Origin of the sequence: Billgrantia pellis, from assembly GCF_008297955.1 — a bacterium.
In the GTDB taxonomy this organism is placed as follows: Bacteria; Pseudomonadota; Gammaproteobacteria; order Pseudomonadales; family Halomonadaceae; genus Halomonas; species Halomonas pellis.
In genome coordinates, this window is the sequence record NZ_VTPY01000003.1 from 349,351 (window position 1) to 364,074 (window position 14,724).

At 63.5% G+C, this 14,724-nt stretch carries 14 protein-coding genes; 2 read left to right on the forward strand and 12 right to left on the reverse strand.

Going from position 1 to position 14,724, the window contains the following annotated elements; genetic code table 11:
* Window positions 1–29: 29 nt before the first annotated feature.
* The 7 genes from F0A17_RS07460 to F0A17_RS07490 all read right to left on the reverse strand — a co-directional run bounded on the left by F0A17_RS07460 (window position 30) and on the right by F0A17_RS07490 (window position 8,712).
* On the reverse strand, window positions 30–2,204 hold the full coding sequence (locus F0A17_RS07460) for an ATP-binding protein (protein WP_149327723.1): 2,175 nt from the start codon (window positions 2,202–2,204) through the stop codon (window positions 30–32).
* A gap of 40 nt (window positions 2,205–2,244) precedes the next feature.
* Window positions 2,245–2,766, reverse strand: coding sequence for a putative pterin-binding protein (locus F0A17_RS07465; RefSeq protein WP_149327724.1), 522 nt, complete (start codon window positions 2,764–2,766; stop codon window positions 2,245–2,247).
* A 112-nt stretch (window positions 2,767–2,878) separates the two neighbouring features.
* A complete protein-coding gene (locus F0A17_RS07470; protein ID WP_149327725.1) occupies window positions 2,879–3,688 on the reverse strand; it encodes a DUF2189 domain-containing protein in 810 nt (269 codons plus the stop codon).
* A 225-nt stretch (window positions 3,689–3,913) separates the two neighbouring features.
* Window positions 3,914–4,342, reverse strand: coding sequence for a universal stress protein (locus tag F0A17_RS07475; RefSeq protein WP_149327726.1), 429 nt, complete (start codon window positions 4,340–4,342; stop codon window positions 3,914–3,916).
* Window positions 4,343–4,356: 14 nt separating this feature from the next.
* Window positions 4,357–6,954, reverse strand: a complete 2,598-nt coding sequence (locus F0A17_RS07480; RefSeq protein WP_149327727.1) for a TRAP transporter permease — start codon at window positions 6,952–6,954, stop codon at window positions 4,357–4,359.
* A 139-nt stretch (window positions 6,955–7,093) separates the two neighbouring features.
* Entirely contained in the window at window positions 7,094–8,074 is a 981-nt protein-coding gene (locus tag F0A17_RS07485) for a TAXI family TRAP transporter solute-binding subunit (protein WP_149327728.1), read from the reverse strand.
* 407 nt (window positions 8,075–8,481) lie between these two features.
* Window positions 8,482–8,712 carry a DUF2798 domain-containing protein gene (locus tag F0A17_RS07490; protein ID WP_149327729.1) on the reverse strand — a complete coding sequence of 77 codons (231 nt, stop codon included), beginning with the start codon at window positions 8,710–8,712 and terminating at the stop codon, window positions 8,482–8,484.
* Between the two features lie 159 nt (window positions 8,713–8,871).
* Here F0A17_RS07490 and F0A17_RS07495 point away from each other — a divergent pair, with 159 nt between their 5' ends.
* Window positions 8,872–9,396: a macro domain-containing protein gene (locus F0A17_RS07495; RefSeq protein ID WP_149327730.1), complete on the forward strand. Its 525-nt coding sequence runs from the start codon at window positions 8,872–8,874 to the stop codon at window positions 9,394–9,396.
* On the opposite strand, the gene F0A17_RS07500 is transcribed toward F0A17_RS07495, so the two are convergent.
* The 3 genes from F0A17_RS07500 to F0A17_RS07510 all read right to left on the reverse strand — a co-directional run bounded on the left by F0A17_RS07500 (window position 9,384) and on the right by F0A17_RS07510 (window position 12,241).
* Window positions 9,384–10,688, reverse strand: a complete 1,305-nt coding sequence (locus tag F0A17_RS07500; RefSeq protein ID WP_149327731.1) for a TRAP transporter large permease — start codon at window positions 10,686–10,688, stop codon at window positions 9,384–9,386. The two genes, F0A17_RS07495 and F0A17_RS07500, sit on opposite strands and share 13 nt — an antisense overlap.
* Entirely contained in the window at window positions 10,678–11,157 is a 480-nt protein-coding gene (locus F0A17_RS07505) for a TRAP transporter small permease (RefSeq protein WP_149327732.1), read from the reverse strand. The genes F0A17_RS07500 and F0A17_RS07505 overlap by 11 nt, the downstream gene beginning before the upstream one ends.
* 73 nt (window positions 11,158–11,230) lie before the next feature.
* Window positions 11,231–12,241, reverse strand: a complete 1,011-nt coding sequence (locus F0A17_RS07510; protein WP_149327733.1) for a DctP family TRAP transporter solute-binding subunit — start codon at window positions 12,239–12,241, stop codon at window positions 11,231–11,233.
* A gap of 194 nt (window positions 12,242–12,435) precedes the next feature.
* On the opposite strand from F0A17_RS07510, the gene F0A17_RS07515 reads away from it, so the two are divergent.
* Complete coding sequence (locus F0A17_RS07515) at window positions 12,436–13,296, forward strand: DMT family transporter (RefSeq protein ID WP_149327734.1); 861 nt, start codon at window positions 12,436–12,438, stop codon at window positions 13,294–13,296.
* Window positions 13,297–13,320: 24 nt separating this feature from the next.
* Here the strand turns inward: F0A17_RS07515 and F0A17_RS07520 are convergent, their stop codons facing one another.
* Both F0A17_RS07520 and F0A17_RS07525 read right to left on the reverse strand, forming a co-directional pair.
* Window positions 13,321–13,860 (reverse strand): DUF192 domain-containing protein, encoded by a 540-nt coding sequence (locus tag F0A17_RS07520; protein ID WP_149327735.1) that lies wholly within the window; start codon window positions 13,858–13,860, stop codon window positions 13,321–13,323.
* A gap of 47 nt (window positions 13,861–13,907) precedes the next feature.
* Window positions 13,908–14,642, reverse strand: coding sequence for a GntR family transcriptional regulator (locus F0A17_RS07525; RefSeq protein ID WP_149327736.1), 735 nt, complete (start codon window positions 14,640–14,642; stop codon window positions 13,908–13,910).
* Window positions 14,643–14,724: the final 82 nt, after the last annotated feature.

Below are 14,724 nucleotides of genomic sequence, written 5' to 3' on the forward strand. Positions count from 1 at the left end.
CGATAACCGCGTGAGCCTGCTCAGTCAGTCTAGGACAACCTGGCGACCCAGCCGCTCAGCGCTTCCAGGGTGGGCAAAACGGCGGCATTCAAGGTCGCGAGCTCGGCGCCCGCCTCGTCCCGCCGTCCCTCGCGCGCCAGCACCTCTAGCCGCCGGGCGTGCTCCGTCAATTCGCATGCGCCGAGACTGCCCGACTCGCCCTTGAGTCGATGTGCCAACGCGGCCAATGCCGACATGTCATCCCGCTCCATGGCCGCCTGCAGGCGGTCGCGATAGTCGCGCAGCTGGTCGCGGTGCACCGCCACCAATCTGGCAAGCGCCGTCGGCCCCAACGAATCGCGCAGTTCGGCGAGCATGGCCTCATCCAACAGCACCGGCTCACTGCCGTCTTCCGCTACGGGGCCCGCCATGTGGACGTCGGCTTCGGGTAGCGCACGGCGCAGGGCAGCGGCGAGTTCCAGTCGGCTCAGCGGCTTAGTCAGGTAGTCGGTCATGCCTGCGGCCAGGCAGCGCTCACGCTCCGCCCCCGGCCCCCCGGCCGTCATCGCCACGACCGGCACCCTACGGCGCCAATCCTCCGCCATGCGCAGCCGGCGGGTGGTCTCCAGACCGTCCATGCCGGGCATCTGCACGTCCATGAAGAGAGCGTCGAACGTTTGCTGTTCGGTCAGCTCCAGCGCCCGCCGGCCACTGCCGACGACCGTCACGTGACAGCCGAAACGCTCCAGCATCGCCACCGCCACCTGCTGATTGACGGGGTTGTCTTCTACCAGCAGGACCTTGCCGCCCCTCGGCGGCGCCAGGATCGGCGGAGATGTCGACGGTTCCGGCTCGTGGTCGGTGGCAACCGGCTCGAGCGGCAGTTCGATCCAGAAACGACTGCCCGCTCCGGGACAGCTGTCGACGCCGATCTCGCCGTCCATGGCCTCGGTCAGCCGCCGGCTGATAGCCAACCCCAAGCCAGTGCCGCCATAGCGACGCGCGGTGGAGGCATCGGCCTGACGGAAGGGCTCGAAGAGCCGCTCCTGTTGGTCCTCGCAAACCCCCGGGCCTGTGTCGATTACCGCCAAGCCCAGCCGTCGTCGTGCGGTCAGTGCAGCTTCGACGCGCACCTCGCCGTGCTCGGTGAACTTGATGGCATTGGAGAGCAGGTTGAGCAGTACCTGACGCAGGCGCGCCGGGTCGCCCATCACCTGTTCCGGTAGCTCCGACGAGATGTCGGTAACCAGCTCGAGCCCTTTGGCCTGTGCCCGTGGAGCAAAGAGCCGGCAGGCGTCCTCGATCAGGGCCGTGAGATGCAGGGGCTGACGTTCGAGCTCGAGTTTGCCCGACTCGATCTTGGAGAAATCGAGAATGTCGTTGATTAGCTCCAGCAGACGCGATGCGCTGATATGCAGGGTATGGGCATACTCGCGCGACTGTTTGTCCAGCGGTTGGTCCAGCAACAGATCGCTCATGCCGATGACGCCGTTGAGCGGGGTGCGTATCTCGTGGCTGACGGTGGCGAGAAACTCCGATTTGGATCGACTGGCCGATTCGGCACGCTGTGCCGTGGCCTGAAGTTCGCGGCTCAGCGATTCCAGCGAGCGGCGCGCCTCGGCATTGTCGCGTGCTTCACGCACCAAGAAGATTACCACCAGCAATCCCGCCAGGCTCATGGCCAGAATCAGCGCCAGCAGTAGCGCATAGAGAGTCTGCAGGATTTCGCGATCACGCGTGGCCGCATCGGCGATGTGAGCCTTGATCTCGACGACCAGTTGCTCGGTCAACCCCCCTACCCGTTCCAGGCGATCCGAGAGTACCCAGCGTTCGCCGACTTCGAGCTGGACGATCTCGTCGAGCAGGGTATCGATATCATCCAATTGCTGAATCATCCCCGTCACCAGGCGCTCGGCGCGGGGTATCTGTGCCAGCAGTTCGGTGATATCGCCGCGACGCAGCAAGTTGACCCGGCTGTAGATCAATTCGAAGCGAAGCCGCACCGCGTCGAGCGATCGGGCATTGCCCGTCCGCCATGCCAGGTCGCTACGCAGTTGGACGATGTCACGATCGAGTTTATAGACGTGCCAGGCGGCATCCCCGCCTACGCTCTCGTGCAACCCTTCCTGCCGCCATGCCGCCAGTCCGACCACGATCAGCGCCGCGGCGAAAAACAGCAGCACGGCGACCGCCCCCAACCTGAACCTGAGCGGATAGCGCAGCACGCCTCATTGCTCCACGCGAAGGCTGCGACCGGCGTGCACATCAGGGCGCATGAATGCTTCCCACGTGCCATACCGAACGGTGACGCACGGTCTCGTTGAGCAGTTCGGGGTGAGCATCGAAGGGATAGAGCACGAATACCGGGCCGAGATCACGCACCGCGATCGGCTCCCCATCCTGCTGTATCGCCAGGATCACGTCATAACGCTCCAGATCGGAAACGGGCACCTCCGCATCGTACTCGTTGATGGCAGAGACTCGGACCTGCTCGCTCTCGATGCCGGCGGCCTCGAGCACGGCTCGAAACAACGGCCCCTCGAAGCGTCCCACTCCTTCCGTCCAGGGCGTGCTCGTCTCGATGACACGGGTGGGAAGCGACATCATCAGTTCACGATCCAGGTGCAGCTCCGTGCCCACGTTGGGATTGGCCACGTTGCCGGTCACGCGTAGCAGCACCTCTCCCTCGGGCGCTGGCAGCGATGCGGCCGATACCGAAAGCGAGGCGACACCAAGCACGGCGCAAAGGAGCGGAAAAGAAGTACGACGAAGCCACACTCGAAGCATCTTGGCCATCCACGGGAAACTGGAATGGGCCAAGAGTACGCGAAATGGAAGGAAAGGTCAGGCGGGCGAGACGAGGTGTCGCGGCAGGGCACATACCCTGCCGCAACGCACGTCAGGAGGCCATTGGCTCTATCGGTTCGCAGCGCACCAGATCCTCGTAGGCATGCCAGCTGGCATGACCGAGTATTGGCAGGATCACGGCAAGACCGATATAGAAGGTCAGGATGCCGACGACAACGCAGGCGGTCAGTATGGCGGCCCACACCAGCATGGGGCGGAAGTTGCGAGCCACCGCGCGCACGCTGGCCTCGATGCCTTCCATGAAGGTCAGGTCCTGGTCCATCAGGGTCGGTATGGCGACCACACTGATGGCGAAGGCGCCGAACGCCAGCACCGCGCCCACCATGGTGCCCACGGCAATCATGCCGAGCCCCTGAGACGTGGTCAGCAACATGGCATACAGCTCGACCGGTCCGGGTGCATCGAAGCCGAAGAACAGGGCGAAGAGCAAGGTAGCCAGACGAATCCAGGCGAGGAAGAAAATCATCAGCATCACACCCATCATCGCCAGTTGGCCGGCGTGGGATCGCCAGGAACTGAAGGCATCGCCCAGGTGCGGTACGCACTTGTTCCCCAACGCACGGCTGATGCCGTAGGAACCCACGGCCACCAACGGTCCCAGGAACATGAAACCTGCCAACAGCGGCAGCAGCCAGTGCCACAAATCGAACACGATGGCGCCAGCGGTGATGGCAAGGCTAAGGCCTACCCAGAACATGCCATAGGCGAGACTCACCGCAGTAGCATGGCGAAAATCCCCGACCCCGGCGGCGAGCCAGGCCTTGGGGCGGGACATGTCGATAGTGTTGATGTGGATCCTGACGGAGGGAGCGGAGTGCCCGGCGGTTCTTGTCGCATTCATTGTCTAACCCCGTTTGGTCGCCATGGGAAGGACGATTGAGGCGTCGTTACGGCCGGGAGGTCCGGACGACGTCTTGTTGTCTTCATCCATCCTTAATGTAGTTGACGGGGCACAAGGGCGCTGCAACGTTGTCAACGCTGTCGCTCGATCACCAACTGCGCTTCCCAAACGCGACACGCCCCGGCCAGCGCCGGGGCGTGTCGAAGGAGCCGCACCGCCAGGACGCTAACGCACGATCATCACCGATACCTTGGCGTGATGAACGACGTGCTCGGCGTTGGGACCCAGCACGTAGTCGGCGAACTTGCGTTTGTTGTGAGAGGCCATCACGATCAGGTCGACCCCGAGCTTCTTGGCCGCCTTGATGATCGCCTCCCAGGGCGAGCCATCGACAATCACCGCCTGGACCTTGACGTCCTCCGGAACATGCTCGGCAATGAAACGATGCTGCGCTTCAGATAGTGCCGCATGGGCCTTCTTCGAGAAGTCGCGTGGAAAGTAAGAGCCCACCATCGGCATGTGGTAGTCCGGCAGCACCGTCACCACATGCAGGGAAGCGTCGAAGGTCCGACACAGGGTCACCGCCGCAGGCAGTGCCTTGGCCCAGGAGCTCTCCTCGTTGAGGTCCACCGACAGCAAGATCTTGTCGTACATCTCCTCTCCCCTCCTCAGGCCGCACTGGCGGTGGACGGCTGCTGCAAGCGCCGCCGCCGCTGCAACAGCACGACCAGGCCGAACACCAGGAAGCCCGGAATCCACATCCATTCCTTCGCCCAGCGATCCACCGGCGCTAGTACCTCGACGATTTCCTGGTCGAAATCGAAACCGAGATCCGCCGCCGTTCCGCCAAACTCGATGAAATCGACAGTAGTCCGACCGTCTTCCGTCCATAGCTCCATGCCGAGTCGCTCCATGCGCTCCTCGGGCGTATCGCCACGCGGCACCGGCACCAGGACATACGTGGTCATGGGGGCACCGAACTTGTCCTCGCCAGAGATTTGCACGCGCAGCTGGCTGCCGTGGTCCACATCGGCCAGCGCCTGAGCGAACTGCTCAGGCGGCACCGACTCGTAGGGGTCGTGGATACGATCCATCCAGAAGCCGGGGCGGAACAGAGTGAAGGCCACCAGCAGCAGCAGAATCGATTCGTACCAACGATTGCGCACCAGGAAGTAACCCTGGGTACCGGCGGCAAAGATCAGCATGGCGATGGTGGCGATGACGAAGATCACCACCCCCTGCAACCAGCTCACCTCGATCAGCAGCAGGTCGGTATTGAAGATGAAGAGGAACGGCAGCGCCGCCGTGCGCAGACTGTAGTAGAACGCCTGAAAGCCGGTGCGCAGCGGGTCGCCGCCTGACACCGCTGCCGCGGCGAACGACGCCAACCCCACCGGTGGCGTCACGTCGGCCATGATGCCGAAATAGAACACGAACAGGTGAACTGCGATCAGCGGCACGATCAGGCCATTCTGCTGGCCCAACAGCACGATCACCGGTGCCATCAGGGCCGAGACCACGATGTAGTTGGCGGTGGTGGGCAGGCCCATGCCCAGGATCAGACTGAGCAGCGCGGTGAACAGCAGGATCAGCATCAGGTTGCCCATGGCCAGGACCTCGACCACGTCGGCCAGCACCAGCCCGACACCGGTTTGGGACACCGCACCCACCACGATGCCCGCAGTGGCGGTGGCAATGCCGATGCCGATCATGTTGCGTGCCCCTGCCACCAGTCCCTCCCACAGGTCGAGGCACCCCTCCTTGAGATCGGCCGCCAACCGCCCGCGACCGCGGAACACCGCGATGATGGGGCGCTGGGTGAGCATGATGCAAATCATGAACACCGTGGCCCAGAAGGCCGACAGCCCCGGCGACAGGCGCTCGACCATCAGGCACCAGACCAGCACCACCACGGGCAGGATGTAGTGCAGACCCACCATGACGGTGGGGCGGGTCTGGGGCAGCGTGACCACCTGGGAGTTCGGGTCGTCGAGTTCCAGCTCCGGGTAGTAGGAGCCGAACTTGAGCAGCCCCACGTAGAGGATGGATAGCGCCACGGCGACGACCCAGGGCGTGGCATCGCCCAACACCGGCTTAAGCCAACCCAGGCCGTAATAGACGGCGAACGAGAGCGCCATCAGCAGCAGCAAACCGGTCAGGAAACCGATCACCTTGTTGAGCAATGGCCGTGCCGGGTTGCTCGACGGCAGTCCTTTCAGGTCGGCCTTGAGCGCCTCGAGGTGCACGATGTAAATCAGCGCGATATAGGAAATCAGCGCCGGCAAGAAGGCATGCTTGATCACCTCCACGTAAGAAATGCCGACGTACTCTACCATCAGGAAGGCCGCGGCCCCCATGACCGGCGGCATGATCTGGCCGTTTACCGATGACGACACCTCCACGGCGCCGGCTTTCTCGGCTGAGAAACCGACTCGCTTCATCATGGGTATGGTAAAGGTGCCGGTAGTCACGGTATTGGCGATGGAGGAACCGGAGATCAGGCCGGTCATGCCCGAGGCGACGACGGCGGCCTTGGCCGGCCCGCCCTTGTAATGGCCGAGAAGCGAAAAGGCGACCTTGATGAAGTAGTTGCCGGCGCCGGCCTTGTCGAGCAACGCACCGAACAGCACGAACAGGAACACGAAGCTGGTGGAGACACCCAAGGCGATGCCGAACACCCCCTGGGTGGTCAACCACTGATGGTTGATGAGGCCGTACAGGCTGACTCCACGGTGGGCCAGAATGCCCGGCATGTAGGGGCCGAACAAGGTGTAGATGATGAATACCGACGCCACCACCATCAGCGGTGGTCCCAGCGCCCGGCGGGTGGCTTCGAGCAGCACCAGGATGCCAACGACCCCGACGATCACGTCCTGCAGGATCGGCGCACCCGGACGCTGCGAAAGCTCGTTATAGAAGAGGAAGATATAGAGCGCACAGAAGGCGCCGATCGACGCCAGCACCCAATCCTGCAACGGAATACGGTCGCGCGGAGAGCGCTTGAGCGCGGGATAGGCCATGAAGGCCAGGAACGTAGCGAAAGCCAGATGGATCGAGCGCGCTTCGGTGGCGTTGAATACCCCGAAGCGAAAGATGTAGGGCAACGGCGATGCGATCCAAAGCTGGAAAAGCGACCAGACGGCCGCCACACTCACCAGCAGCTTGCCAGGCGTGCCCAGCGGCTTTCGCGCTCCGCTGTCGCTCGAGGCGACCATGTCCTCGAGGTCGACCTCGGGCTGTCGCGTATTCGTTTTTTCGTCAGTCATTGCCGTCCTGCCCTACCATCACTGTTGGTTTGAGAATACGCCTGTTCATCGGGTTCGTCGCATGGTGGGTTCAAACAGATGCGCGGACCCAGAGGTCCGCGCATCCTGCAACAGAGGGGAGAGTTCCCCTTGCGATGGCTTAATCGATCCAGCCACGCTCACGGTAGTAGCGCTCGGCGCCTTCATGCAGCGGTGCGGTCAGGCCATCGGAGATCATGTCTTCCTCGTTGAGGTTCTCGAACGCCGGGTGCAGGCGCTTGAAACGATCGAAATTGTCGAACACGGCCTTGACGGTCTGGTAGACGATTTCCTCGTCGAGGTCGGCATGGGTGACGAAAGTCGCCGCGACGCCAAAGGTCTCGACATCCTCATCGTTGCCGCGATACAGGCCACCGGGAATGACCGAGCGGGTATAGTACGGATGTTCCTCGACCAGGGCATCGATCTCGTCACCGGTAACCGGAACGATACGCGCGTCGATAGTGGTGGTGGCTTCCTGGATGGAACCATTGGGGTGACCGACCACGTAGACCATGGCGTCTACGTTGTTGTCGGCCAGCGCCGCGGCCTGCTCGGCGGCATCCAGCTCGGAAGCCAGGGAGAAGGTATCGGTATCCCAGCCCATGGCCTCCATCACCACGTTCATGGTGTTGCGCTGACCGGAACCCGGGTTGCCGATATTGACGCGCTTGCCCTCGAGGTCGGTGAAGTGCTCGATGCCGGAGTCGGCGCGCGCCACGACGGTCAGCGGTTCGCCATGCATCGTGAACACGGCCCGCATGTCCTCCCAGGCACCGTCGGATTCGAAGTTGTCTTCACCATGATAGGCACGATACTGCACGTCGGACTGCACCACGCCCATGTCGAGCTCACCGCTCTTCATGCCGTTGACGTTGGCCACGGAACCGCCGGTGGACGGCGCGTTACAGCGGATGTTGTGCTCGTCGCTGCCACGGTTCACCATGCGGCAGACGGACTGTCCCACGACGTAATAGACCCCAGTCTGCCCCCCGGTACCGATGGTGATGAAGTTCTCCTGGGCCACGGCCGGCGCCGAGACCATGGCGGCACCCAGCAGGGCCCCGGAGAAGGCAGCCGCGGAAAAAGCATGGCGTTTCATGAACACACCTCTTGACGTTATTGGCTAATCTTCATTGCTGAAAGCAAGATCCCTGGTAGCCAGGCGTGCACGCTCTGGCCGGCGGTCATTACCGCTCCCCACTACTTTAGCGAAAAAAACGTCTCGATGATGGGTCTTTTTCAACTGGCTGTAGTCTAGTCGCCCACTTCGTTTAGTGTGCGTTAATGCCGTTACGGCATGGGTCATGAGCCACCGCCCCCCCATTCCCCCTCGGGTCGCGATTCAGAAAACCTGGCAATGAGCTCACGCTTGGCCCCTTCCATGTCGGCAAACCCGGCCTCAAAAAGATGGCTTTCTCCCAGGGCGGGCTCCAGATGGTTGAGCCAAGTGGCGTTTGCGTCGTACTGGCAAGGCCATACACGATAGATCGCAACGCATCGTCCTACTCAAGCCTTGCGCACCCAGCGTCCAACCAAACGCTGTAGGCGGGGTGCACCGATCAGGATGAGTGCGAAGGCCACCGGCCAGGCGATATAGAAGGCGCGCCACCAGCGCGCAAGAAAGCCGTCGTCGAGCCCGGTATTGACCCAGGTGATGACGAAGGTCATCAGCGTGACCATGTAGATCGACATGAGGGCTGCGAAGGTCAACGGCGCATAACGGGTAGGTATTGGCATAACCTCGTCCACGATCCAGAACCCATAACGTAACGGCGAATTATTGCATGACGATGGCTGTCGCTGCATCACTGCGGCAAGCGAAGCCATGGCGACGCGTTCTTGAATTAACGCTTTCTCCGCGACCAGACTGAAACCACAGCCAAGAGGAGCACGCCCATGCCAACCCGACTGGAGTGTCAACAGGGCGACATCGCCCATCAACCCGACATGGATGCGGTGGTCAATGCCGCCAATGCCGAACTTCGCCCCGGCGGCGGCGTGGCGGGTGCCTTGCACCGCGCCGCCGGTCCGGAGCTTGACCGCGCCTGTCGGCCCTTGGCGCCGATCGAGCCCGGCGAGGCCGTTATTACCGACGCCTTCGAATTGCCCAACCGCTACGTCATCCATTGCCTGGGGCCGGTGTACGGCCGCGACGGGCCGGAAGCGGAGCGGCTTGCCGATTGCTATCGCAACGCTCTCGAGCTTGCCGAGCGGCACGGGCTTTCCCGCATCGCCTTTCCTGCCCTGTCCGCGGGCGCCTTCGGCTACCCCCTCGAAGAGGCCGCACGAATCGCGCTCGCCACGGTTCTCGAAACGCTGCCTCGCTGTCCCGGCATCGCAAAGGTGCGTTTCGTGCTATTCGACGCCGGCAGTACCGAGGTCTTCAAGCGCACCCTGGACTCACGGAATCAAACGTTGTAGCCGAGAATTCGCGGCAGCCACAGCGCGATTTCGGGAAAGATCGCCACCAATGCCAGGGCGCCGGCCATGGCCAGCACGAACAGCAATGCCCAGCCAAGGGTTTCCTCCAGCCGGATCTTGGCGATCTCCGTGGTCACCATCAGGTTGACCGCCACCGGCGGCGTGAATTGGCCGATGGCGATGTTCATCGCCAGCAGGATACCGAACCACACCGGGTTCCAGTCGAGGTGCTGCATCACCGGAGTGAGGATCGGCATCATGATCAGGTAAATCGAGATGGCATCGAGCAGCATGCCCGCGAGCAGTACCGCCAGCATGATCAGGATAAGCAGCAGCACGCCGTTGTCGGACAGGCCGATGATCCACTCCGCCAGGTGGCGGAAGGTACCAAGCATGGTGCCGGCCCAGGCGAAGATGCCCGCCAGGGCGATGATCAGCATGACCACGCCGGAAATCACTGCCGCCTCGCCGAACAGGCTCCACAACTCGCGCAGTCCGATCTCGCGCGTGAGGAACAGTCCCACCAGGGCGCCGTAGGCCACCGCCACCACCGCCGCCTCGGTCGGCGTGAACAGCCCCGAGCGCAGACCGCCGAGGATCAGCACCGGAGCGAACAGCGCCGGCAGCGCCTGCTTGAAGCTCTCCCCTATCTTCGGCCGTTCGGCTTCGGGCATGCGCCCGCCACCCTCCCAGCCGTAGCGCCTGGACACCAGCAGTGCCGGCACCAGCAGCGCCAGACCGGCAAGCACACCGGGGAAAAGCCCGGCGGCGAACAGTGCCCGCAGGTCGACGCCGGGCACCACGATGGAGTACAGGATCAACGCCACCGAGGGCGGAATCAGGATCGCCGTGGAGGCGGAGGCGGCGATCAGCGTGGCCGAGAAAGGTCGGGGGTAGCCCGCCTTGGTCATGCTCGGCAGCATTACCATGGCCACTGCCGCGGCATCAGCCGGCCCCGAGCCGCTCATGCCGCCCATGATCATGCAGACGAGTACCGCCACCAAGGCCAGGCCGCCATGGCGGGGGCCGATCAGCGCCTGGGCAAAGCGCACCAAGCGCAGCGCCACCCCGGCCCGCTCGAAGATCAGGCCGGTCATGATGAACAGCGGTATGGCAATCAGCGGATACTTGGCGATGCTGTTGTAGGTGTTAGTGCCGAGCGTGGCCAGCATGTCGGGGGAGAGGCCCGTCACGATGCCTACCGCCCCCGCCAACGCCAGCGAGAAGGCTACCGGCACGCCGGCGATCAGCAGCCCGGCGAAGGCAAGGATCATCCACAGGTCAGGGCTCATCCTCGAGCCTCCCGCTCAGGCGATCGCGAATCTGCTGGGCCAGCCGCACCAGCATCGCCGCCGCCAGCAGCGGCAACCAGAGCAAGTACCACCATTGCGGCAAGCCGAGCCCCGGCGACAGCGACTCCCACTGGTACTCCTCCCAGGTCAGCTTGGCGCCGAACCATACGATCAGTCCAAGCACGATGGCTCCGCATAGTCCCTGGAAAAGAATCAGCGGCTTGCGCAGCCGTGTCGGTAACGCGCGTTCGAGCAGGCCGATGCGGATATGGCCATTGCGGCGCAGCGCCACCGAGGCACCGGTAAAGGTCAGCACCACCAGCAGAAAGACCGAGAACTCCTCGGTAAAGGCCAGCGATCCGCCGGTCACATAGCGAGTCATGACATTGCCCAGACTGATCAGCGAAATGATCGCCAGCGCCAGCGAGCCTAGCCATCGCTCCGGCCTGGCATCGGGGAAGAATTTCATCGAAGCCTCGCGAAAACAGGCCCGGCGCCGCCTGCGACGCCGGGATCAGGCTTGGTCAACAAATGAAGCGGATTCAACGTGCCTCGATGGCCTCTCGGGCGGTATCGACCAACTCCTGGCCGACACGCGGAATCCACTTGTCGTGCACGCTCTGGGTAGCGTTGACGAAGGCCCGGTGCTGCTCTTCGGTGAGCTCGGTGACCTTCACGCCGCGCTCCTGGATAGCGGCCAGGCGCTCACTCTCCTGCTCACGCGTCATGGCGACCTCCCACTCGCCCGCCTCGATGGCGGTCTCGCGGAGGATGTCGCGCTCCTCCTCGGAGAGTGTTTCCCAGACCCGCTCATTGACGGCGAAGATCAACGGATCGTTCATGTAGTTCCATAGCGTCAGGTACTCCTGACCCACCTGATCGATGCGCGCCACGTCGAACACGGAGAGCGGATTCTCCTGACCATCCACGGCGCCGGTGGTCAGTGCCGGTTGGGCGTCGGTCCAGCTCATCTGGGTGGGATCGGCTCCCAGCGCCGTGAAGGTGTCCTGGAACAGCGGCGAGCCGACCACACGGATCTTCAGCCCGTCGAGGTCGCCGGGCTCGTCGATCGGACCTCGAGAATTGGAGAGCTGACGGAAGCCGTTCTCTCCCCAGGCCAGCGGAATCACGCCGCGCGACTCGATAGCCTCGAATACCATCCCACCGGCCGCACCACCGGTCACGGCATCCACTGCTGCCTCATCGGGCATGAAGAACGGCAGCGAGAAGAGATTGAGTTCGGGCACTTGTGGCGACCAGTTGATGGTCGAGCCGACAGCCATGTCGATCAGCCCCGAACGCATGGCCGAGAATTCCCGCGTCTGGTCGCCGTTGACCAGCTGCGAATTGGGGTAGACGCGCAGAGTGAGATCTCCGCCGGAGCGCTCCTCCACCAGCTCGGCCCACTTCTCGGCGGCCTGTCCCCAGGGAAAGGCATCGGAGAGCACGGTGGAGACCGAAAGTTCGCGTGCCTGAGCGGTGAACGAGGCGGTCAGCACAGCGGCACCGGCCAGGAACGCGGCAATAGGGGTGATTCGGCTTGCAGACTTCATGGCGTGTCCTTGCAGCTGAGGCCGGTTCTCACAGGACCGGCCATGATTATCGCTTTGGCGGGCATCGACGAGCACCGCCACGCCTCGACATTCTACGATGTCACGCGTTGAATGGTAGTCCGTTAACGATATCGGACGACCCATGCGTGCCGTACTGCTACCCTCGCTCGGCCGTATCCGCCAAGGAGCCTATCGTGCCTCTGCGCGACCTGCTATTGGGCCTCGTGATCGTAGCGATCTGGGCCTTTAACATAATTGTCATCAAGCTTGGCGTCGAAGAGCTGCCGCCGCTATTGATGACTACCCTCCGCTTCCTGCTGGTGGCGGCGCTGCTGGTGCCCTTCCATCCCGTGGCGCGCCACCAGTTGCCCTTCCTCATGTTGTTGTCGGCGACCTTCGGCACTCTGCACTTCGCCCTGCTATTCATTGGCCTGGGCCAGGCGGAGGCCGGTACCGGCGCGCTGCTGGTACAAATGGGCACTCCCTTCGCCACCCTGCTGGCGGTCATCTTCCTGGGCGAACGCCTCAGCGCCAAGCGATTGCTGGGGCTCGGACTCTCATTCGGGGGTGTGGTCGTGCTTGCCGGCGGCCCCAGCCTGCCCTCGCCGCTGCCCATGTCGCTGCTATTGGTCAGCGCCCTTGGCTGGGCAGTCTCGCAATTGCTGATCAAGAAAGGCCCCCATCTCGCCCCCATGACCCTGGCCGGGTGGACGGCACTATTTGCCGTACCTCAGGTGGCACTCGGTTCGTGGTGGTTCGAGCAGGACCAGATGAGCGCCATGATCAACGCCGGCTGGTTCGGCTGGGGAGCGGTGCTCTATACCGCAGTGATGTCGTCGATCGCCGCTTACGGCCTGTGGTACGGCCTGCTGCGCCGCCACCCCGTCAGCCGGCTGGCGCCGCTGAGCCTGCTGGTGCCGGCGGGCGCGGTGATACTGGGCATCGTATTATTGGGCGAAACTCTCAATGCCCATATCGTTTTCGGTGGCGCCATGGTCATCGCCGGGGTGGGGTTGATCGTGATTCGCTTTCGGGCCCTGTTAGGCTCTGTCTGAAAAGGCGGCGTTTTCAGACAGAGCCTAGGGCGTTGAATGGCAGCTGTCCTGACTTCCGGGCCAGCTCACGCAGGCGCCCACGTCGATCCCATGTGCCTCGAAATAGCCCGCGTTGACCTCCAGCGCCGCGTGATAGTCGACGCCTGCCACGGTAACCGGGCACTCGTAGGGATTGCGCGAAGGGCACGGCTGCATGGTATGCAGGGCCGCGATACGTCCTTCGGCATCGATGAAGGCGATATCCAGCGGAATGCGGGTACGGTACATCCAGAAGCCGTCCTCGGCCGGTTGCTGCTCCTGGTAGAGGAACAGCATGCCGGCATCGGGGGCGAGGCTGTCGCGGTCCATCAATCCCTTCTGCCGCTCGGTGGACGTACGTGCCAGCTCCACCTCCAACCGATGGTGCCCGCTGTCGGCACTTATCTCCAGCGGCACGCGCTCGAGCGCGGTTGACGGCCAGGCCGGGGCCGGCCCCGGCCAGCTCAGCAACAGCGACGCCAGAACCAGCGGCGCCAGCCCCTGGTTCCATCCGCCCCCACGCCACGTATCGTGCAAGTGGTCCATGTCACCTCCTCCGTGGATTCGCCGGGCAGCAGGTGGACACTGCAGGGCTAGTCGGTCGCGCTCTCGCGCTGCCCCAGGATCGCCATCAGGTCGATGCGTGTCTCACGTGTGCGCAGGTCGAGCAAACCTTCGAGCGCCTGCAGATGGTCGTGGATGCATTGCCGCGCGCCCTCGGCATGACCTTCACGCAGGCGCTCAAGCAGCGCCGGATGATCCTGCGGCAAATAGCAGCTCGCCAGGCCGGCGCGCTTGTACAACGCGATGACGATGGAGGTGCGCAGAATCAAGTCGGTGAGCATGGCGCCGAGCACGCGATTGGGCGAATGCTCGGCGAGCAGGTGGTGGATGGCCAGCGAATACTCGATGCGCGACGTCTCGTCGCCGCGAGCATGCGCCTCGGCCTCGTGCGCGACCCGCATGGCGATATCCTCGAGCAGCGCACTGTCGAGTCGGCCGGCCAGGAGAGCCGCCACTTCCCCTTCCACCAGGCGGCGTGCGGCGAAAGTCTCGCGCGTTTCCTCGATGCTGGGAGCGCGTACCCGAGCCACCTGGTTGGGTTGCTGGCTGACCACATGATCGGCGGCCAGGCGGGTCAGCGCCTTGCGCACCACTGAACGGCTGACGCCGAATATCTCGCCCAGCGCCACCTCCGGCAAGCGCGTGCCGGGCGGTAGGCGCTGCGTCAGCACCGCCGTACGCACCTTGTCGACGATGAAGCGGTCGCTGATACGGCCACCGGCACGCGTCTCGGCGGCCGCCTCCTCCTGCCAGGTAGTGCTCATGACTGCTCTCTCACCTTCTGCTCATGAGCTTACCTTCGCATGTTTCCCCCATTCTGACCACAAGAAAGCGGCTGTTCTGTAT

Bases quoted from the DNA above. Each gene is read 5' to 3' on its own strand.
- F0A17_RS07465 (WP_149327724.1), bottom strand. From the start codon at position 2,766: ATGCTTCGAGTGTGGCTTCGTCGTACTTCTTTTCCGCTCCTTTGCGCC.
- F0A17_RS07470 (WP_149327725.1), bottom strand. From the start codon at position 3,688: ATGAATGCGACAAGAACCGCCGGGCACTCCGCTCCCTCCGTCAGGATC.
- F0A17_RS07475 (WP_149327726.1), bottom strand. From the start codon at position 4,342: ATGTACGACAAGATCTTGCTGTCGGTGGACCTCAACGAGGAGAGCTCC.
- F0A17_RS07480 (WP_149327727.1), bottom strand. From the start codon at position 6,954: ATGACTGACGAAAAAACGAATACGCGACAGCCCGAGGTCGACCTCGAG.
- F0A17_RS07485 (WP_149327728.1), bottom strand. From the start codon at position 8,074: ATGAAACGCCATGCTTTTTCCGCGGCTGCCTTCTCCGGGGCCCTGCTG.
- F0A17_RS07490 (WP_149327729.1), bottom strand. From the start codon at position 8,712: ATGCCAATACCTACCCGTTATGCGCCGTTGACCTTCGCAGCCCTCATG.
- F0A17_RS07495 (WP_149327730.1), top strand. From the start codon at position 8,872: ATGCCAACCCGACTGGAGTGTCAACAGGGCGACATCGCCCATCAACCC.
- F0A17_RS07500 (WP_149327731.1), bottom strand. From the start codon at position 10,688: ATGAGCCCTGACCTGTGGATGATCCTTGCCTTCGCCGGGCTGCTGATC.
- F0A17_RS07505 (WP_149327732.1), bottom strand. From the start codon at position 11,157: ATGAAATTCTTCCCCGATGCCAGGCCGGAGCGATGGCTAGGCTCGCTG.
- F0A17_RS07510 (WP_149327733.1), bottom strand. From the start codon at position 12,241: ATGAAGTCTGCAAGCCGAATCACCCCTATTGCCGCGTTCCTGGCCGGT.
- F0A17_RS07520 (WP_149327735.1), bottom strand. From the start codon at position 13,860: ATGGACCACTTGCACGATACGTGGCGTGGGGGCGGATGGAACCAGGGG.
- F0A17_RS07525 (WP_149327736.1), bottom strand. From the start codon at position 14,642: ATGAGCACTACCTGGCAGGAGGAGGCGGCCGCCGAGACGCGTGCCGGT.